This is a genomic window from Hymenobacter sp. YC55 (assembly GCF_029433095.1).
In the GTDB taxonomy this organism is placed as follows: Bacteria; Bacteroidota; Bacteroidia; order Cytophagales; family Hymenobacteraceae; genus Hymenobacter.
This window is the reverse complement of the sequence record NZ_JARNTX010000001.1, coordinates 545,164-559,113: the sequence shown is the minus strand read 5'-3', so window position 1 is coordinate 559,113 and position 13,950 is coordinate 545,164. Positions and strand designations below refer to the sequence as shown.

The following is a 13,950-nucleotide window of genomic DNA, read 5'->3' as shown; positions in this document are numbered from 1 at the left end:
GGGAAATCTACAATACTTGATAGAACTCTAAGACAGCACTAATAATTCGCTGCTGCTGACTTGCTTCTAATTCAGTGTACAAAGGTAGCCTAACCAAACAATCAGCATAATAAATTGCCCACGGCAACTCCCGGCCATCGTGTCGCGATGCGTAATATGGGCTGTTATGTAGAGGTTGGTAGTGAAATATGGCCGTAATATCTCGCTGTTTCAGGAAGTCAATTAAAGCAGTACGTTCAGTAGAGGAGCGGCAGACTAAGTAAAATAAATGACCATTCTGGGCTGAATAATCAGGAACATTGGGCAGGCCTATACCAAAAGCATTTAAGGATTGTAATTCCTTATAATAGCGCGCCCATAACTCTTGGCGTCGCTGCTGAATAAAATCTAGCTTTTCTAGTTGGGCCCATAGGAAAGCGGCATTTATTTCTGCAGGTAGGAAGGAGGAGCCTACGTCTACCCAATTATACTTTGCTACCTCACCCCGAAAGAAAGCGGCTCTGTTGGTGCCCTTTTCACGTAAAACCTCGGCCCTCGCCACTAAACTTGGTTCGTTTATTACCAACATTCCTCCTTCACCGCCAGCAGTTACATTTTTAGTTTCATGGAACGAGAAAGCAGCCAGTGCCCCTTGTGTACCTAATGGTTTTCCCTCAAACCTGCCTCCAAGTGCTTGTGCTGCGTCCTCTATTACCAGCAAATTGTTCTTTTCGGCAACCGCATTTATAGTCGTCATATCGCAGGAAATTCCGGCATAGTGCACAGGCACAATAGCCCGAGTGCGGGGCGTAACAAGGCTATCTAGTTGGTCAGCGTCAAATGCAGGTCTGTTTGCTGTGCTATCCACAAAGACAAGCCGCGCTCCACGGAGTGCAAAGGCGGTGGCTGTAGAGGAAAACGTAAAACTTGGCAACAACACTTCATCATTTGGCTCTAGGTTAAGCAACAGAGCAGCCAGTTCCAGGGCATCGGTGCCTGAGGTGGTGAGCAGTACCCGAGGAGCGCCTAGTTTGGCTTGTAGCCATTCTTCGCAGCGTCGAGTAAACATACCATCGCCGGATAGCTTGCCCGAGCGTACCGCCTCTTCTATATAGCGAGTCTCAGTACCAACGAAAAAAGGCTTGTTGAACGGAATAAGCATAAACTATAGTCGGCTACCGACAAAAGAGGCAGCAAAACTAGCAGGATTCCAGTGAACCGGGCTCCGGTGTAATGGAGTGTAATGGTAGCCGGCGGGCAGGCACTCCTACATAAGTACCGGAAGCATTAGCATCGTGAATGAACACAGCTCCGCCTCCGGTACGCACATTGGCAGTTAGTGACAGAGAGTCAATGATAGTAGTGCCAATACCCAAAAAGCACCCCTCCCCTATTCTAACCTGACCTGCTAGGCGAACACCAGGCGCTAAAATGGAGTGCGCACCTATTTGGCTGTCGTGGGCTATTACGCATCCTGGGTACAACATGACATTGGCCTCCACTTGCACATTCAAGTCGAGAATACATCCAGGTGAAATAAACACTCCAGGTGCCAGCACTGCACTAAAATCAACATACGCACTTGGATGTACAAAACGGGCGAATGGCACGTCCGCACCTGTCAATTCCTCAAATAACTGCTTCCGCCGATCCATATGGCGGTAACCAATTGCGAGTAACAGATTATCAAATTGTCCTGCTGCATATGCAGCAACCACGTCAGCAACTTTACCAAGTATAAGCTCTGAGCCAGAACTAGCTGTTTGCCAATCGTCAAAAAAGCCCGCAACCTTCCACGGTGGTGTTTGCCGTAAGTGCTGAGCAAACTGCTGACCTAATGCACCTGCCCCGATAATAGCAGTTCGTATGGCAGGTTGCGTCATTATATGAAATACAGGCTGTTAATTTCTACTAGCAATTCGCAATGTTACTACGTAAGAAGCTTTGTTAGTTTAAAATTTCAGCTTCAATAAAATCGGGACGACGCGTGGTTTTGAGGTTGATTCGGTGAATGTATTCTCCCAATACACCCATACCCAGCAGCAGCAATCCTACTCCAAAACCAATGGCAATAATTAGGCTAGTAAAGCCAGGCAATAAGTCATTGTATAATAGCTTACGTAGCAGAATATAGAATGAGTATATGCTAGTACTAGCAAACACTAGCAAGGATGCATAGGTAAGCAGCCGCACTGGCAAATCAGAGAACGTAACAAAAATATTAATAGAGTGCCGCACCAACCTACCTAATGTATAGCTACTACGGCCAGCAACTCGTGGCTGGTGAGTAACCGGAACACTGGCCACACTGTTAGTTATCCAAGTTAAATACCCATCCAAAAATGTATAAGAGTTACGCATAGCTAAGCAATGACGAGCCACCTCTGTCTTGAGCAAGCGAAACGCAGAGTAATCAGCGTGTAACTCCGGAATGCCAAGGCGTAGCATTTGCCGCAAAATCGAAGAGGTAAAGTTTCGCCAGCTTGCGTGTTGCTTTATCGTGTAGCAGCCGTATACAACATCGAAATTTCCTTCAGCCTGGCGCTGAATCAAACACCTGATATCAGCTGGAGCGTGCTGCAAGTCCTCATCAAGAGTGACAATAAAACGCCCTTTTGCATGACGAAAACCACAAAGCAGCGCGTTGTGTTGCCCAAAATTGCGCGAAAGCCGAACTGCCTTGACATTAGACGCTCCTAGTTTCTGGCGCATCTGTAGCACAGCGTCCCAAGCTGCCGCCTGTCCACCATCGTGTACAAATACCAACTCATAAGAGCGGCCAATCTCAGTAAAAAATGCCTGAAGCTGCTCCACCAAACCAAGCAACGTATCCTGCCCTTGAAAAACCGGCACCACCACCGAGTAATCAGGAGTAGGTATCATAACGCAATACGATCAGGGAATGAGAGCATGTATCGTGGGGCTTCTGGCCCTTCATTTAATAGCAAGTCTAGCACACTTAGCCGATGCTCAAATGAACCATGTAATTGACGGTATTCAGGATATCCCTCATAACTCATCCAAGTAAGGGATATACCAGCCTCTGCAAACTGAGCAGGATCTAGATACGCTGCCGCAGCTGGACCTACAATATACTCGGTACCCCCTAATGCCTGCACCAGCTGTACTAGCCGCGCTGTCCGGTCGGTACTAGTACGCTTTTCAAAATCATCTGATACGTGTAATCGTGTTTGAATACCTAACCAATCATTAATTGTTTGAATAAAAAGCTGATTGATTTCACTAAGCCATTTTGAATGAACACATTGATATAACTTTTCTAAATCGGCTCGATACAGTTCAAAATATGGAGCCCGGGCATACGCCTGCATTAGTTTACGCCAATGGCGGGCTCCCCAGCTAGGATCAGCCACAGGAGTTTCACGGATTTTTTGCGAGAGCTTTCCCTGATGTACTGGAATAGTGAGCCAAGGGATACCCTGTGCGGTTTTGATACGATTACGATTACGCCAATCACCAGAAGTATACTGCACCTCGTCATAAAATATAAAATCATCAGCCTGATTCAACAGGTCGAAATAGCCTTTCCAAGGAATATAATTAGACTGCAGAATGGCAACCTTCTTGGTAAAATCAGACACCGCTTAAACTTAGTTAATTACAAATATAAGAAAGCTACGACCTCAAGGATGCTGCATGGCCAACGGCAACAACAACTGTTCATATGCTTCTGCGGCACGTGTCACCGCACGATGCCGGACTGCCAACTCCCGAATTTTCTTTCTATAGTCGGGTTTCTGCAACAAGAAGGCAATTCGTTGTAAAGCAGCAGGAACGGTAGCAGGCTGATCTAGATTAAATATAGCCCCGCCGCCTTCCTGTTTGATAATGTCACTATCGTCGCCCACCCCTTCCGTAAGTAGTACAGGCAAACCTGCCGCCCAATACTCGCCTACTTTAATTGGTGAACAAAAACGTCGGCACTCGGCGGGCTTAATGGTAGCAAAGGCAAAATCTGAAGCCGACAAATAATCAGGCACTTCGGCATGCGGGGACTTGGTTACAAATACTTGCTCGGTGCTGAATCCTACTTTGGCTAGCTTGGCGCGCACTTCTGGCTCAGGATTGGGTGTAAGCACTATCAAACGGAAGTTAGGCCCAAAGTGCGCCGCAGCATCTCGAAACAAATCAAAAGCCTCTGCATCATAATAGATGTCGCCAAACTTGCCAACGTAGATTCCCACTGGTGCATCGGCCGCAATACCAAGGCGGGTGCGCACCTGCTGCCGGCGACTAGAGTCATAGCTAAAGTCAGCTACATTCACCGAACAGGGAACTGTAACAATATTTCGGGCAGCAACTCCCTCCTGTATGAGCTTGCGCCGGTAATTCTCCGCAACAGGCATTAATCCCACGGCTAACTGCTTCTGTTTTTTTTCCCAATAACGCTGGAATAGATACCGCGGGTCGTAAGCCTTCCATACCCCCGATTCCAGCATATAATCAGCATGCGGCTCGAAAGATTCGACAAGAAATGGGGTTTGTGTTTTCTTCCATACCAAATAAGCTAAAGCTCCTGCAGGCGCTCCGCGGCCAATAATCACCTCGATAGTGTGCCGCTGGACTAAATTAACCAATTCATTAGGGAACCTTACGAAATCATCGATTTTGTTGAGCAACAACGGCTGGTTTTGGCGGCTTCGTAGGGGTGCAAGCGTGATTTTATTTGTTGCAAACTCTGAACCTAAGTGCAACTCCCGGTTGGCACCCGGTCCTCGCTCTATCGTAACTAGTACAATATGCTTCACTTCGGGCAGTTGTTGAAGCAGCCGCAGATGAGGGAATACTGTAGAAACAGTAAGTGGATCTTCGAGGCCCCAATAACTCAAAAAAAGAAGGTTCATCAGCAATTAGATAGACAATGTAGTTAAGCGCGAGGTCCCTTCAACAGACCTATCAGCTGTGGACCTGCCACTATACGCACAGCTAGTAGCAGCGCTTTACGTAATGGCAAGTGCGGCCAAGCTTGGCGCAAGAAACCCACTGCTTGCTGACGGTGATTGTCAGCATATGCATGTATGGCACAGAGGTAGAAGATATGGCCTTCTAACTGCTTGTTTTGGGCTGGCGTAAGGCTCAAATGAACTGCCACCCACTGCATAAGCTTCAACCAGCGCTTGATAAGACCTTGGTTGTCGGCGCGCATCGAGCGCGCATCATGGTCGTTCATGGTTAGTGTCACTGCATCTACTAGGTATACGGTATCAGCCTGCATATTTTCCAACATGAACATCCAATCCTCGACAGCTGCAAAGGAACGGTCTTCTTCGAACAGCTTCAAGGCCGGATTCTGCCGCCGCACGCAGATATTGCAAGCCAGGGCGTTGCCTTTTAGGAAGAATTCTAAACTATAACTACCAGCTGGCAGCAGTGCCAAGTCGCTAGCACTACGCTGACCATTACGGTTGAAATCAAACTTCGTAGCAATAAAGTTAGGCTGGTTCTGCTGTTGAATAGCAGCGTGCAGTGTGGCCAGATGATTAGGGTGCAATACGTCGTCGGAATCCAGAAATAGCACATATGCCCCCTGTGCCCGTGCAAAACCGTAATTGCGAGCTACTCCTCGCTCTCCATTTTCTTTAAAATGGTATTGCACACTTGGCTGCGTGAATTGCTGCACTACCTCGGCCGTGTTATCCTTGCTACCATCATCCACTACAATAATTTCGAAAGCTGCAAATGTTTGAGCTAACACGGAACGCAAGGTGTCCGCAATAAAGCTAGCACGATTGTATGTGGGGATAATAACGCTGAAAAAAGGCACAGACATGTAGGCGCGAGCTTTACCGTAAATAGTCTTGCTTGTAAATGGCGCTTAGAAAGATTCTCTATGGCCACAAGCTTGATGGGTTAGTCTACAAAGGTAGCTTGGAAGTTTACACTCTCGCGCAAGCTGCCATGCCCCTATGCAATCATGTAACTTTACTGTGTTTTCCACGAGGTAACACACTCCATTGCCTTATAAGTAATGACTACAGAAGAGTGGCTTCAGCAATACAACAAGCTTAATAATTCATTTAAGCAGAGGCTCATATTTCGCTTGGGAGTAGATTCTGGCTTTTTCTCCGAGTATAATAACATGATTCTGGCGCTGCTTTACTGCCTGAAATATGGTATTCGCTTCGAGCTATACTCTGACCATGCGCGTTTCGCCTTGCGCGACGGTTGGCAGGACTTTTTTCTGCCATTTGGAGCCATAAATACTCAGCATATAAATAAGGATTACAGTTTAAGACCTTATATCATTGAACAAAGCAGAGAAGCTCAATTACAGAAAGTCATTAAGTATCGTTACATCACGGCCGCCTATAAATTTCTGTTTGGCATCGATTACATGACTCAGGACTTATGGGCATTCCATCGAGACCAAGCATTTGCTCAGTCTATCTTTAATATACCTGAATTGGGTTTTAATCAGACTCCTCTCTTGGCAGCTACCCAACAAATTATTAAGGCTTTCTGGCGCTATAATGCACAGAGTGCTCCCATCATAAATTCTTTTACTAATTCAGTTCAGCTACCTGACGAGTATATCAGTTTGCACGTGCGAGCTGGCGACAAGTTTACGGAAGCTAAGATGTACGATTTCAGTGAGTACATGATACCTGCGGCAAAGTTTTCTGTTAATAATGAGGCCTTTATAATGACAGATGATTACACAGTAATAGAGCAATTGCAACAACAATATCCTCAATGGAGATTCCATACACTGTGCACCCCTTCAGAACGCGGTTACTTTCACCGTGACTTCGTGAAACAAGATCGGTATTTCAAGTACATGCAACACCTTAAGCTATTTGCTACTATAGATATATGCGCTGACTCCACTAAGTTCATTGGCACCTACAGTTCCAATCCAGGTATGTATATGGGTATGCGTATCGGACCCGAACGTTGTCATTGCTTGGATTTCGATGAGTGGCTGATTTGGTAAGCTTACCAGCCTATGCGTAAGAATTAGATTCTAGCGGTGCTGGCAACTCTGACGAAGGATCCAGCAAGAAAGCCCTCTAGGCTTGCTCGCAAGCCCCACAGTAATCCTAAGGTTATAACCACAAAAAGCAAGGTCCTCATAGCTACTCGCAGCATTGGCACATGAAGTAGGTATAAAACATTTAGATCAACCAAGAACGTTACAATTAGGCTGCTTAACCCAAAAAGCAACATCCCTAAGTTTAGGTTGTGTAATCTCATGCCAAGTACCAAGCTGCCGGCTCTTGCCAGTACCAATAGCGCAGTACCGAGCAAAGCAATTCGCTGTCGCTGCAGTACAGCGTATATAGGACTAGTAGCGTAAGAAGCCAGTTTAAATACGTAGTAGTAGCCTAAGTATCCAGTAAATACCCCTGCTTGCTCCCAGCGGGCGCCAAATACAAAACTGAATATCCAGTCGCCAAAAACTGTGATAACACCAAAAGGTAATAGTCCCAGGTAGAAAAGCTTATTATATAGATTCAAACAAATCTGCTTAAGCCGCTCAGGATCTTGCTGATAAGTTTCGGCCGCCTTCTGCAGAAAAACAGGAGCCACTGCGTTGCCAATCAAATTAATTGGCAGTTCAAGCAAACTGGTTGAGAAAGCAAATAGTCCTACTGCAGTAGTACCAAACCCTGTGGCCAGGAAGAAAATAGGCAGTTGCCCAGCCAAAGTATTTAAATAGGCTGTTGGCATTACATAAAAAGGATATTCTCTGTACTCCCAGGCCACTGCCCGAATTAGAGACCATGAGAATGGCCGCCGCAGTTCTCCTAACTGCCGATGTATGCCGTTGAACAGCATACTGAAGAACATGGTAAACTTGGAAAACAGGTCCCCTAGTAGTAGCCCCCCTGCTGGCCCGTGTCCTAACCAACCTACTGCTAATGTGATACTCCGGCCCGCAACTGCCGTAACCACATCAATGCCAGCACGCTTCTTAAAGTCTTTGGTGCGCAAGTACCAAGCACTCATCAGCACGTTTAGGTTGAAAACAAATACTGCTAATGGAATTACATAGAACCACACGCCGAGCTCCTCTGCTCTCAACCAGCGCAGCAACTTGTCATGTATTAACCAGAACGCCAAACTCATGAGCAACAATGCTGCTAAGCTAAGCAACACTGTTAGCTGCACTAATGCTATAGAGCGCTTGCGCTGACGAGGCAATACAAATGCGGGAGCATACCCAAGAGTCGAAATCAAATTAACGTTGTTAACTATAGCGGTAAATAGGGCAAATAGGCCATAGCTCTGCGGATTGTAAAGCCGCGTCATAATTGGTGAAACGGCAAAACCTAGAACTGCTACAAATGCAGTAGCAGAAAATGTAATGGCGAGGTTCTGTGCAAATGAGCCTTTCTGCCGAATCTGCTTGACGTTAGCTTTTAGGTTGCCTCGAAATCGATTAATCACTAGAGATAGAGTATAATAAAATAGTGGCAGAAGCCGCCATCTAGGCGGATACTGCCACTATCTAAAAAGACAAAATATAAACCGCTACAAACGGCAGTTTGCCGGTTACTCGTGATAGTTATACACTTTGTGTCCGCCTTTCAACAGATACTCGTCGCGCTGGAATAGGGCAACGTCAGCGGCCATCATATCTTTAACCAGCGACGTGAGGTCATGCTTGGGCTCCCATCCTAGTTTAGTCTTGGCTTTCGTAGGGTCGCCAATCAGCAATTCCACTTCAGTTGGACGGAAATAGCGAGGATCAATTTCGAGCACTACTTGACCTACTTCTAGGCCGGCAGCTGGATTATCGCAGCTTACTACATGACCTTTTTCATTCACACCCTCGCCCGAGAAGGCAACTTCAATACCTACTTCGGCAAACGCCCGCTGCACGAATTCCCGCACCGTAGTGGTTACTCCGGTGGCAATAACGAAATCCTCGGCGGTATCCTGCTGAAGAATCCGCCACATGGCTTCCACATAATCCTGTGCATGACCCCAGTCGCGTTTGGCGTCAATGTTACCAAGGAAAATCTTTTGCTGTAGGCCTAGTGAGATACGAGCAACACCACGCGTAATCTTACGCGTCACAAAGGTTTCGCCCCGTAGTGGCGACTCGTGGTTGAAGAGGATGCCATTGCAAGCATACATACCATAAGCTTCGCGGTAGTTTACTGTAATCCAGTAAGCGTACATCTTGGCCACCGCATAAGGTGAGCGAGGATAAAAAGGGGTAGTCTCGCTCTGCGGCACCTGCTGCACCAATCCATACAATTCGGATGTGCTAGCCTGATAAATGCGAGTTTTCTTGGTAAGACCCAGAATTCGGATAGCTTCGAGAAGGCGCAACGTACCAATACCGTCGGCGTTGGCGGTATACTCCGGCGTATCGAACGATACTTTCACGTGCGACATCGCGCCCAGGTTATAAATCTCATCGGGCTGTACTTCCTGAATAATCCGAATCAGGTTGGTAGAGTCCGACAAGTCACCATAGTGAAGCTTGAAGCGCACATTTAGTTCGTGCGGATCTTGATACAAATGGTCGATCCGATCCGTGTTAAAGAGCGAGGAACGGCGTTTGAGGCCGTGTACCTCGTAGCCTTTTTCCAGTAGGAGTTCAGCCAGGTACGCGCCATCCTGGCCCGTGATACCCGTAATCAGGGCTACTTTCATGGTGTAAAGGTAAAAATGGGTCGTATATGGACTTCCTGTCCAGATTCCAGTAAAACTCAGCGTTTAACGCGAATACGCGCTAGCAGTTGGCAAAGATAAGAGCAAAAAAGAAAGGCTCCCAAACCATTGCTTGTTACAACGCTTGGATAGCTGCATTTAAGCCTGCTATTCTATATCCTTTAGAATTACTTCGCTAATACGACGGGCATTAGCTTCAGCACCAAACTTTTCTTGCTTTACGTCACTTATGAATTCAGCAATTGCTTCAGTGTATTGCTTGTACTCTTGGTAGTTCATTCCTTTTAGAAATCGGTACAATTCCTCATGCGATTTAAAATTGCGTCGATCAATAAAACACTCTTTGGGTATTGATTTCTCTACTTCCGGATCGCCCCAATAAATAGGTACGCAGCATGCGGCAAAGCTGTCGAATATCTTCTCCGTGAGGTAGCCGGGTAAACCACCTGTGTTTTCGTATGCAATATTGAAGCGGTACTGGCGCAGGGCTGGAATCTTTTGATCGTGCGGTACGGGGCCTTTATTTACAATATCGAACAATGCCTTGCGCCGGCTAGCTACTACTTGAGTAATCCCCTCCACTAGGGCGGCAGGAGCTATCTTCTGCAAAAGACCTAGGCCCCTAAAGCTCTGGTATGTTTTAGGGTGAATCATCCGGCTATAAAGACTAAATTCATTAGGATGATTCTCTGCAAACCATTTAAGCGTTAAATAACGCTCATGTAGTAACGAAAGCGAGTTATGTAGTGGCTTCACCACCCCAAACGAAGCGGCCATCAGTACACACAGCTTACGACGTTCAAACTCTTCTTCAGTTGCAGCTCTAAATTGATTGTTCTCTTCTAAATCGATAGCAAAATAGTAGTGGAAGTACCGCTTGTTATCCACCATATTATAGTTGTAGGTAAATATCTTATCGAATACGTGGTGGTTTTGAGGATTCCAATTATGCGGATAATAAGTAGCTGGCTCGCTCAAAACCAAGTAGTTCTTGCGTCCTGCCCGCCAGACAGCTTTTTGAAACGGCAAGCAATTATCGAGGCTAATTAGCAAATCAGATTCTTCGGGAGGATGAATATCTTGAGTAGCTAAGTCAATGTTATGCTCTGCTAAGTCGGTACGCAACGACGCAAACATGAATGCGTTATTTTTCATACCATAAAATGACTTATTCAAAAAAATGCCATTTTGCAAAAGCACAGGGTCCTCTATAACATAAAGCGTCGCCTTTATTGATTTTCCGTTATGTTTCATTTCTGCTTTCGTGCCCAGGATGCATCTGATATTAGTCCGACGCAAAGCTTGTATCTAGCTTAATGCGGGCGACTGTAAGTCTTGAAGCATAACTTTTGCAATTCGCTCAGCATTTGGCATAGAGCCAAACTTATTGTACTCCACTCCTTGCATAAAGTCAGATATTGCTTGAATATAATTATTATATTGTGCATAGTCCATGTTTTTGATAAAATTATATAATTCCTCGTTAGATTTAAATTTGCGTCTATCGATAAAGCATTGAGTTGGAATGAACCGATGTATCTCTGGCTCGCCTAGATAGATAGGAACACAGGAGGCAGCAAAACAATCGAATATTTTTTCAGAAATATATCCCGCCAATTCAGTGTTTTCGTAGCAAATTGCAAAGCGGTAGTTTTGAAATGTGCTAATTTTAGCATCTGGCGCTACCGGGCCCTTATTAACTAAATCGAACGCAACCTTACGACGGGCCACAACAGAATCCGTTATTTGCTTTAAAAAAGGAGTTGGCAAAACTCGCTGCAACACGCCCAAACCTCTGAAACTTTGCAAGTGACGCAGATTAATACCTCTGCTGTATAAAGCAAAATCTTGTGGATGATAACGTGAAAACCATTTCATTATCTGATAACGATCATAAAGCAGAGAAGTGGAGCCTTTAGTTGGTTTAGTTACCTGAAACATACCGGCCATCAAGACACATAGTTCTCTACGATTGAATTCATGCTCCGAAACAGGCATGAGAGGGGGAATTGCCTCTAAATCAATAGCAAAATAATGATGAATATATTTTCTGTCATCAGCTAATGTATAGTCATAAGTAAAAATTTTATCGAAAACAGCATGATTACTCTTATCCCATACCTTAGGGTAGTATGTTGCTGGTTCATTAAGAAGCAAGTAAAGGGCCTGGCCTAATTTCCGTTTGTAGGTCTGAAAAAAATCTACTACATCAAGACCAATGATAATACTTGATTCTTCGGCAGGATGAATATCATGAGTAGCTAAGTCGATATTAAATTCAGCAAGCTGGCGGCGTAATTCTGCAAACATATAACCATAGTTTTTTACGCCATTAATAGGCAGATCAGAAAAAATCCGGTTATTCAAGAAGTCTGGCTCGTCTAATACTACCAACGTTGCTTTCATGCTATTTTATTTTATTTAAAGCAAATAATTAATGCATTAATACGCATTACGACCATTAATGAATAAATACATTACGCCATTACCACATTACCCAATTATCGAAATCTACGCATGAACACCTCTCTGGCCCAATACGCATACCCATATACATGCCAACATTAGAACTGTATGTTCCAATGAACCTAGCTGCTGCTGATGCAATGTCCAATTCGGCAAATAGACGTAGATTATGCCTATACTTGACCTCTTTATCTAACTTATTAAAATCATCTTGATGATAGCCTCTTTCGGAGGGGTCACATAACGTATAAAATTCCCAATCACTATAATCACTTCTGAGAAATTCAACTACAGTATAATCATCAGTTAGTATAAATGCTTTTTTGTTAAGCGAAAATTGTTGAGCTAAAACCATATATTGACTATAATCATACGTTTTTGTTTCCGATGATTTGTCACCTGCTCTAATATGAATACTAACATAACTTGCGGGTAAAGGAACCGTATCAATTATTGATGAAATAATTTTGGCGGCATTATTATTATATCTCCAAAATGCATTAATAAATGGACGTGCAGCTTCGACTAAAGTAGCTTGGTTGATTCCAAGCGCAGAGATAGTAAAATGTTCTGAAGCAAGTGATGGGTCGCGTTGCCTCGACCACAAATCTTGTGTAAGATACGTGATACCGTAAAGGGCTTTATAGGCAATACCTACATAACGGGGCTTTATAATAGATTGTAATGGGTATTCAAGCTCTACTCGTTCTACTCCATAGCGCAAGTTGAAATATCTATTTATATCTTGATTATTTACAGCTACAAATGGCACAAAGAAGTCATTCCATCCATCACTTTTTGCAAAATTCGCATGACGAGAGTACAATTCGAACTTTATACTATGTTTAAGGCAATATAAAATTGATATAATTAGGTTATTATATTCAGAGAAAAATCCTGCCTCCACGCCAAATCTAAAAACTAATTTCTTTTTAAAGGAATTATTTATCCCTCTGTATGTATCTATCCATTCATTCATATCAAGAATGCAAGCAGTTAGAAGTAGAACGTTCAGTTAATTTATGAATTACTCATTTTATATTATAGCCAAATTTTTCTATATAAGGCTTCCAGAAGTGCATATCGTATCGCTGCCATGCATGGCACCCCATAGGTAAGTTACCGTTGTTCATAACAAGTAGCACTTGGGGATTTATTTCGAAACTAAACTTTAGTGCTTCGGTAACTAGAGGCAATTTAAAATCATGGAAGTATTGTGGCGCTAATTTACTAAAGAAGAAATCTTCGTGAATGTCACCTGCACTTTTAAGTGTATAATTTTCACCAAATTGGTTACGCAGCCAACGGTAAGCTGCTCTTATATAAGCAATTCCGGTGCCGATACCTGAAGAGGGGCTATGCAATGGATTCTGATAATAAATTTTATTGAGAATCCGTCGAGCAGTTTGTATATTACGAAGAGAGAAACCAGAATTGCCCACACCTACAATAGCCGCATCTGGTTTGGCATTACTTAAACCTTCAAACCATGGGGCTCCAATATAATCGTAGCCTTGCGAGCACCAATAGTCCAGCTCATCACGAAATATGAAGCAGTCAAGCTCGTATGTCAATAAGTAATTGTATCGACGAAATAGTTTGTAAAAATATTTACTGAGTTTTAACTTATTATAGGCGGCAATGGAAGCCTGCCACTTTGGATCAATAAATAGCACATCAAAGTCCGCTACATGATTGCGATACGCATGCAGTTCTAATCCCTGTGGAGCTAGCACCTTGATTGTACGTCCATGTAATACACGAAAGCACTGCTCAAATGCTATAAGCTCGTTGGCTGTTGGCTGAGCACTATGCACGGGAATCACGACAACTACATTGGCTGCTTTATTCACTTAC

At 44.3% G+C, this 13,950-nt stretch carries 13 protein-coding genes; 1 reads left to right on the top strand and 12 read right to left on the bottom strand.

Annotated elements, in window-relative coordinates; genetic code table 11:
• Positions 1-7 precede the first annotated feature (7 nt).
• The 6 genes from rffA to P1X16_RS02365 all read right to left on the bottom strand — a co-directional run bounded on the left by rffA (position 8) and on the right by P1X16_RS02365 (position 5,770).
• Entirely contained in the window at positions 8-1,141 is a 1,134-nt protein-coding gene (gene rffA, locus P1X16_RS02390; RefSeq protein WP_277226029.1) for a dTDP-4-amino-4,6-dideoxygalactose transaminase, read from the bottom strand.
• A 37-nt stretch (positions 1,142-1,178) separates the two neighbouring features.
• Complete coding sequence (locus P1X16_RS02385; RefSeq protein ID WP_277226027.1) at positions 1,179-1,862, bottom strand: acetyltransferase; 684 nt, start codon at positions 1,860-1,862, stop codon at positions 1,179-1,181.
• 64 nt (positions 1,863-1,926) lie between these two features.
• Complete coding sequence (locus P1X16_RS02380; RefSeq protein ID WP_277226026.1) at positions 1,927-2,862, bottom strand: glycosyltransferase family 2 protein; 936 nt, start codon at positions 2,860-2,862, stop codon at positions 1,927-1,929.
• Entirely contained in the window at positions 2,859-3,581 is a 723-nt protein-coding gene (locus P1X16_RS02375; RefSeq protein WP_277226024.1) for a WbqC family protein, read from the bottom strand. Before P1X16_RS02375 ends, P1X16_RS02380 begins: the two co-directional genes overlap by 4 nt.
• Before the next feature lie 42 nt (positions 3,582-3,623).
• Entirely contained in the window at positions 3,624-4,844 is a 1,221-nt protein-coding gene (locus P1X16_RS02370) for a glycosyltransferase (RefSeq protein ID WP_277226022.1), read from the bottom strand.
• Between the two features lie 23 nt (positions 4,845-4,867).
• Positions 4,868-5,770 (bottom strand): glycosyltransferase family A protein, encoded by a 903-nt coding sequence (locus P1X16_RS02365; protein WP_277226021.1) that lies wholly within the window; start codon positions 5,768-5,770, stop codon positions 4,868-4,870.
• A 198-nt stretch (positions 5,771-5,968) separates the two neighbouring features.
• Between P1X16_RS02365 and P1X16_RS02360 the strand changes: the two genes are divergently transcribed.
• Positions 5,969-6,934, top strand: coding sequence for a hypothetical protein (locus P1X16_RS02360; RefSeq protein ID WP_277226019.1), 966 nt, complete (start codon positions 5,969-5,971; stop codon positions 6,932-6,934).
• 23 nt (positions 6,935-6,957) lie between these two features.
• Here P1X16_RS02360 and P1X16_RS02355 read toward each other — a convergent pair whose 3' ends face one another.
• The 6 genes from P1X16_RS02355 to P1X16_RS02330 all read right to left on the bottom strand — a co-directional run bounded on the left by P1X16_RS02355 (position 6,958) and on the right by P1X16_RS02330 (position 13,946).
• On the bottom strand, positions 6,958-8,391 hold the full coding sequence (locus P1X16_RS02355) for an oligosaccharide flippase family protein (RefSeq protein WP_277226017.1): 1,434 nt from the start codon (positions 8,389-8,391) through the stop codon (positions 6,958-6,960).
• 105 nt (positions 8,392-8,496) lie between these two features.
• On the bottom strand, positions 8,497-9,609 hold the full coding sequence (gmd, locus tag P1X16_RS02350) for a GDP-mannose 4,6-dehydratase (protein ID WP_277226015.1): 1,113 nt from the start codon (positions 9,607-9,609) through the stop codon (positions 8,497-8,499).
• Between the two features lie 165 nt (positions 9,610-9,774).
• Positions 9,775-10,881: a glycosyltransferase family 10 gene (locus P1X16_RS02345; RefSeq protein ID WP_277226014.1), complete on the bottom strand. Its 1,107-nt coding sequence runs from the start codon at positions 10,879-10,881 to the stop codon at positions 9,775-9,777.
• Positions 10,882-10,935: 54 nt separating this feature from the next.
• Positions 10,936-12,033, bottom strand: coding sequence for a glycosyltransferase family 10 (locus tag P1X16_RS02340; protein ID WP_277226012.1), 1,098 nt, complete (start codon positions 12,031-12,033; stop codon positions 10,936-10,938).
• Positions 12,034-12,112: 79 nt separating this feature from the next.
• Complete coding sequence (locus tag P1X16_RS02335) at positions 12,113-13,072, bottom strand: hypothetical protein (protein ID WP_277226010.1); 960 nt, start codon at positions 13,070-13,072, stop codon at positions 12,113-12,115.
• A gap of 52 nt (positions 13,073-13,124) precedes the next feature.
• The gene (locus P1X16_RS02330) at positions 13,125-13,946 is read right to left on the bottom strand and encodes a DUF5672 family protein (protein ID WP_277226009.1); all 822 of its coding nucleotides are present in this window, start codon (positions 13,944-13,946) and stop codon (positions 13,125-13,127) included.
• Positions 13,947-13,950 lie beyond the last annotated feature (4 nt).

What these genes read in the sequence shown, in the direction of transcription:
- P1X16_RS02365 (WP_277226021.1), bottom strand. Translation starts at nt 5,770, where the DNA reads ATGTCTGTGCCTTTTTTCAGCGTTATTATCCCCACATACAATCGTGCT.
- P1X16_RS02345 (WP_277226014.1), bottom strand. Translation starts at nt 10,881, where the DNA reads ATGAAACATAACGGAAAATCAATAAAGGCGACGCTTTATGTTATAGAG.
- P1X16_RS02380 (WP_277226026.1), bottom strand. Translation starts at nt 2,862, where the DNA reads ATGATACCTACTCCTGATTACTCGGTGGTGGTGCCGGTTTTTCAAGGG.
- P1X16_RS02335 (WP_277226010.1), bottom strand. Translation starts at nt 13,072, where the DNA reads ATGAATGAATGGATAGATACATACAGAGGGATAAATAATTCCTTTAAA.
- gmd (WP_277226015.1), bottom strand. Translation starts at nt 9,609, where the DNA reads ATGAAAGTAGCCCTGATTACGGGTATCACGGGCCAGGATGGCGCGTAC.
- P1X16_RS02360 (WP_277226019.1), top strand. Translation starts at nt 5,969, where the DNA reads ATGACTACAGAAGAGTGGCTTCAGCAATACAACAAGCTTAATAATTCA.
- P1X16_RS02340 (WP_277226012.1), bottom strand. Translation starts at nt 12,033, where the DNA reads ATGAAAGCAACGTTGGTAGTATTAGACGAGCCAGACTTCTTGAATAAC.
- rffA (WP_277226029.1), bottom strand. Translation starts at nt 1,141, where the DNA reads ATGCTTATTCCGTTCAACAAGCCTTTTTTCGTTGGTACTGAGACTCGC.
- P1X16_RS02370 (WP_277226022.1), bottom strand. Translation starts at nt 4,844, where the DNA reads ATGAACCTTCTTTTTTTGAGTTATTGGGGCCTCGAAGATCCACTTACT.
- P1X16_RS02385 (WP_277226027.1), bottom strand. Translation starts at nt 1,862, where the DNA reads ATGACGCAACCTGCCATACGAACTGCTATTATCGGGGCAGGTGCATTA.